Genomic DNA, 4,701 nt, shown 5'->3' with positions numbered 1-4,701 from the left:
ACCGTAGGTTGCGGTTGAGCGAAGCGAAGCCCAACACGCTTCTACAACGGCGAAATTCCCTTACGCCGCAGCACCAACAAAAACTGGCGCTTACCGGTGGTCCACACCAAGGTTTGAAAATCCCCTTCGCGCAGGCCTGCCTTGTTATAGGCATTGGCCTGATGCACGGCATTGCCATCGGCCAGGGTTTGCGCCACCACCACTTCACTGATCACCACGCCTTCGGGCGTGCCCAGCGGCAGGCTCGGTGTGAGCACTATCGAATAGCCAACACGTAATGGCTGCGGCTGGTTAACCAGCGTGCCGTTCTGGCGCACAGCCTGGTTACGCTGGGTATCGACAAAGGTGGAGAGGGTGGCTGAACTGCCCATGGTTGCAACAAAGGGCTGCAAAGGCTGCAACTGGTAGTTGTCGTTACCGGCGATGCGGTCAACCAACCCCTCGGCGGCCACCTCGGCGCTGCCATGCAGTAAACCTGCCTCGCGGCTGGCGCGGGCTTCCAGATTAGCCACCGGCGATTTGATTTCGGCCAACACCGCGCGCCACTCAACCTGCTGCACCGGCCATGGCGCAGGGGCGGCAGCGTTAGGGTCAAGGTCGGCGCTAAACGCAACAGGACTGCCCAGTAGGCAGGCGAGGGCGGCAATCACTAGAGGGTGTTTCATCAACGCAAGCTCCGAAAACCAGCGGGCGAGCACTATAACGCACGGCAGGCTACGTTCTGGACGTCGTTCATTCTCGCCGATCGGTGAGGTGCAGCGGTCTGGCTGCAGACGCCACTTTCACCGTCATTCCCGCGCAGGCGGGAATCCAGAATTGTGTAGGGAATCAGCGTTTGCCGAAGTATCTCCACGCCTGGGTATCCGCCTGCGCGGGGACGACGGCTGCAATGGCATCGGGGACACGCTAGGTGGTCGCCGCAAAATACTGATAGCTAAGACTTTTTCCGGTCTTTTTATGCCGCATTTGGCGACCGAGCGTGTAAAATCCGCCGCCCGTAAACGCAGGAGCTATCACGTTGGCCATTCATTACTGCGCGTCCCAGGATGCGGTTGCATGTGGACGTACTGGGGCGAGCTTAACCAGCACCCAGGATCTCTCTCAGGTTTCATGCAAGCTTTGCCTGCGTTCGGTGGAGAAGGGCGCGGCTGAGCCGGTGCGTAAAACCCCTAGCCTGGCTGAACTGCGCGCGGCGGCCAAGGCTGCCAAAGCGACGCCAGCGGAGGAGGAAAACAAGCCGACGGCAGTCGCCACTGAAACCCAGCCCGCGCCAGTCGCTCAGGTGCTTGCTGTACCGTCCGTTAAGCCCGCCACCGTTCCAGCGCCCGCTGTGCGTGCTGCCGCCGTTGCAGCAAAGCCTGCCACGCGTTTGTCACCGCGCGCGGAATGGCAGCAGCGTTTGCAGCAGCTGCCCGGCCGCAATCGTTTGCCGCGCGGTTTTGCCAAGTAAGTAGTGGTCAGCGAGTGCCCGCGTCTGCGTCTGCGTCCGCGTCTGCAGTGCCAGTCGCGGGCCGGTGCGGAAGTTGTGAAGCGAGGGGTAGAGGCGGGTTTACTTATCCATATCCAGTAGCGCTTTAACCTTTGCCAGCACCACCGCGATATCGAATGGCTTGGCCAATACCTCAACAAACAGATCCGGACGTTCAGCGCCCAAATGCGCTTGCGCGCCGCTCATCAGGATCATCGGTACATTTTTGTTGGAGTCACGCGCGCGCACGGCTTCGGCGAATTCGATGCCGGTCATGCCCGGCATCATAAAGTCGGTGATGATCAGGTCGGGGCGCTCGCGATCAAGAATCTCCAGCGCCTTTTGCCCGCGCCCGGCGGTAACCGTGAGGATGCCCTCGTCCTCCAATGCGAAGCTCAAAATGTCCGCAATCAGGTATTCATCGTCGAGAATCAGCACGGTCTTCATAGCACGCCCGCTCGACGGTGCACTTGCATGAAGAGCCGGAGAGTCGTTGACCCTGGCGTTGATTTTGTCGCCCAGCGCATGTGTCAGGCCTTCTTCACTGATATTCCAGAATTTCCGATTACGACTTCCAACAAAGAAGGGTCATAAGCGCTGTCTCTTATTTTCAGAATGGATAGCTGGCGTTGAAGTTCAGAGCCATTTTGCTCAAACCGGACGAGCAGCAAATTGTCGACGACGCTGGACAGATCTGGCCCAGGGGCGTCGACCTGGCTGCCGAGCAAACTCTGGATTTCCCAGGTGGCCACCACCGTTACCCCGCGTGAGCGCAGTTCACCGGTCAGTGCGGAGAAAAAATCCATGACCCGCGACTTGTCTGCCGCGACCCGGGCCATGCCGCCAAGGCTGTCGATAAACACGCGCTTGATCTGGTTTTTGTCGACCACATCCAGCAGTTCGTAACCAAGTCGATCAATCAGCCCAGCTGTGGTTGGGTTCCAAATCACATGGAGCGCACCACTGGCCTGCTTGGCTTTGAAGTCATGGCCCAGGGCGGCGGCTTTGAGTGTGAGGCGCTGCGGTGATTCGTAGAAACCGAAATACAGCCCCGGCTCCTCTGGCGTGCTTTGGCCCACAAACTGAATGCCTAGCGAGGTTTTGCCCGCCCCCGAAGGCCCGGCAACCAGGGTGACAGAAGAGGCCGCCAGACCGCCGCCGATAAAGTCGTCGAGCGATTCGATACCGCTGTTCACGTACGTCAGTTGGTCACTGTCGGGACGCGAGGGATGGGTGAACAAGCTCTCCAGGCGGGGGTATACGACAATACCGTTTTCGGTGATTTCAAATTCATGTACGCCCGACAGCGAGCCGCTGCCACGGGTTTTGCGCAGCTTGATGCGTCGTACGGTACGAGGGCCGATGGACTCTTCGCCCACCTCAATCACGCCATCGACCATGGTGTGTTCCGGGCTGCCGTCGTCCAGTTGCGAGCTGGTCAGAAACAGCACGGTGCAGCCAGCAAAGGCGGCGTGGCCTTGCAGCTCGGAAATAAACTTTTTCGTGTCGATCGGCAGCTCGGCTTTGGAGCGCGCGTTCAGCAGGCCGTCGAGAATCATGACCGTGGCTTTTTGCCGGCTGATCTCGCGGCGTAGCAGCTTGACCACTTCGTCCAACCCATCGTTTTCCAGGGTGTCGAAGGCGCTGACAAATTGCATGTTCTCGCCAATCTGCGTCTTGTCAAAAAAGCTCAGCGTGGAGAGAAAGTGAAACAGCCGGTCATGGGGTTCGGCCAGCAAGGTGGCAAACAAAACGCGCCCGCCGTTAACCACGTGATTAAAGCCCAGCTGGTTGGCCAGAATGGTTTTTCCGGAGCCGGGGCGGCCTTGAATGATGTAGGACGCGCCCGCGACAAAGCCGCCCTTCAACAGCGTATCCAGGCCGTTGATTCCACTTTCTAGGCGTTTTAACTGATCCAAACCTGAGTCCTCTGCTGATCTCAACCAGCGTCGTTAGATGCGCGTACTACGGTGTGCGAAGTGCCGCATTGTTGCCGGTTTGATTGCGTATTTCTAGTTTCAAACGGGTGATACGTGCGCAAGTGGACGATCTCGCGTACGGCCAGCCAATGGTAGAGAGTGCAAATCTAGGAATGTTCAATGCCAATTTTCACCGGCGCAAAGGTAAGCGCGCCGAGCTGGCATCGGCGGTTCGCACGGGTTGCGCCAAGTGCAAATTTGCCCGGTTTCTGCTTTGATTGCGCGCACAACAGCTGGCGTTCGAACGCTAAGCAACATCCCACACTGAAGTGCGAGTGCGTGGCCCTGAAAAACCTTACCCGAGAAGAGCTTGAAGCCGAGGTCACTCGCCTTACGGCGCTGAATCGCTCACTAATTTTGCCGCCGCTGTCGGCTGATCGCATGCTGGAAGAAGCCCAGGAGCGTTACCGGCTTGCCGCTAAAGCCACCAACGATGCCATTTGGGATTGGGATCTGACGGCCAACCACGTGCTGTGGAACGACGCGTTGCAACAGGCCTATGGCCACCCGTTGGCAAGCATCGAAAGTACCGGCGACTGGTGGATAGCGCATATTCATCCGCATGACCGCGCGCGGGTGGAGGCGTCCATCCATGCCGTGATTGACGGCGACGGCAGTGCCTGGACCGATGAATACCGTTTCCTGCGCGCCGATGGTTCTTATGCCGACGTGCTCGACCGTGGCCACGTTATCCGCAATGCCGAGGGCCAGGGCTTGCGCATGATTGGCGCGATGCTCGACCTCACCCAACGGCGCAAGGCGCAAGTGGCCCTGCAGAAAAGTGAAGAACGCTTTCGCACCATTCTGGAAACCAGCGAGATGGCCTTTGCCATTGTGCAGGTTAAGTACGATGCCGATGACCGCCCGATTGACTACCGCTTTGTCGAGGCCAACCAGGCCTTCACGCGGGAGGCCGGGGTTAACCTGCAGGGCAAGTGGGTTTCCGAGTTTGCCCCCGACCTGGAGCGTTTCTGGTTTGAGACCTACGGGCATGTAGCCAAAACCGGCGAACCGGCGAATTTTGAAAGTTATGCCAAGGGCTTCGAGCGTTGGTTTGACGTGCGCGCCGCGCGCATCGGCGAGCCCGCAGAGCGGCAAATCGCGATTATTTTCAGCGATGTCACCCAGCGCAAACATGCCGAAGAACGCTTGCGCGCCAGCGAAGCAGCGGCGCGTGAGAACGGCGAGCGGGTGCAACTGGCCCTGGCCGCCGGGGCCATTTTCGGCACCTGGCACTGGGACTTGCCCACCGAC

General features: G+C 59.1%; 5 protein-coding genes. 2 read left to right on the top strand and 3 right to left on the bottom strand.

Going from position 1 to position 4,701, the window contains the following annotated elements:
* Positions 1-41 precede the first annotated feature (41 nt).
* Positions 42-665, bottom strand: coding sequence for a hypothetical protein (locus AAAB16_RS11530; protein ID WP_340663436.1), 624 nt, complete (start codon positions 663-665; stop codon positions 42-44).
* Between the two features lie 353 nt (positions 666-1,018).
* Here AAAB16_RS11530 and AAAB16_RS11525 point away from each other — a divergent pair, with 353 nt between their 5' ends.
* A complete protein-coding gene (locus tag AAAB16_RS11525; protein ID WP_340663435.1) occupies positions 1,019-1,450 on the top strand; it encodes a hypothetical protein in 432 nt (143 codons plus the stop codon).
* Positions 1,451-1,549: 99 nt separating this feature from the next.
* Here AAAB16_RS11525 and AAAB16_RS11520 read toward each other — a convergent pair whose 3' ends face one another.
* A complete protein-coding gene (locus AAAB16_RS11520; protein ID WP_340663434.1) occupies positions 1,550-1,915 on the bottom strand; it encodes a response regulator in 366 nt (121 codons plus the stop codon).
* Between the two features lie 83 nt (positions 1,916-1,998).
* On the bottom strand, positions 1,999-3,387 hold the full coding sequence (locus tag AAAB16_RS11515; protein WP_340663433.1) for an ATPase domain-containing protein: 1,389 nt from the start codon (positions 3,385-3,387) through the stop codon (positions 1,999-2,001).
* A gap of 441 nt (positions 3,388-3,828) precedes the next feature.
* Between AAAB16_RS11515 and AAAB16_RS11510 the strand changes: the two genes are divergently transcribed.
* Positions 3,829-4,701: PAS domain S-box protein (locus tag AAAB16_RS11510; protein ID WP_340663437.1), on the top strand; the 873-nt coding region annotated here is incomplete at its 3' end.

Source organism: Pseudomonas sp., assembly GCF_037994325.1.
Classification (GTDB): Bacteria; Pseudomonadota; Gammaproteobacteria; order Pseudomonadales; family Pseudomonadaceae; genus Aquipseudomonas.
The sequence above is the reverse complement of the archived record's forward strand: the minus strand, read 5'-3'. Positions and strand labels throughout refer to the sequence as shown.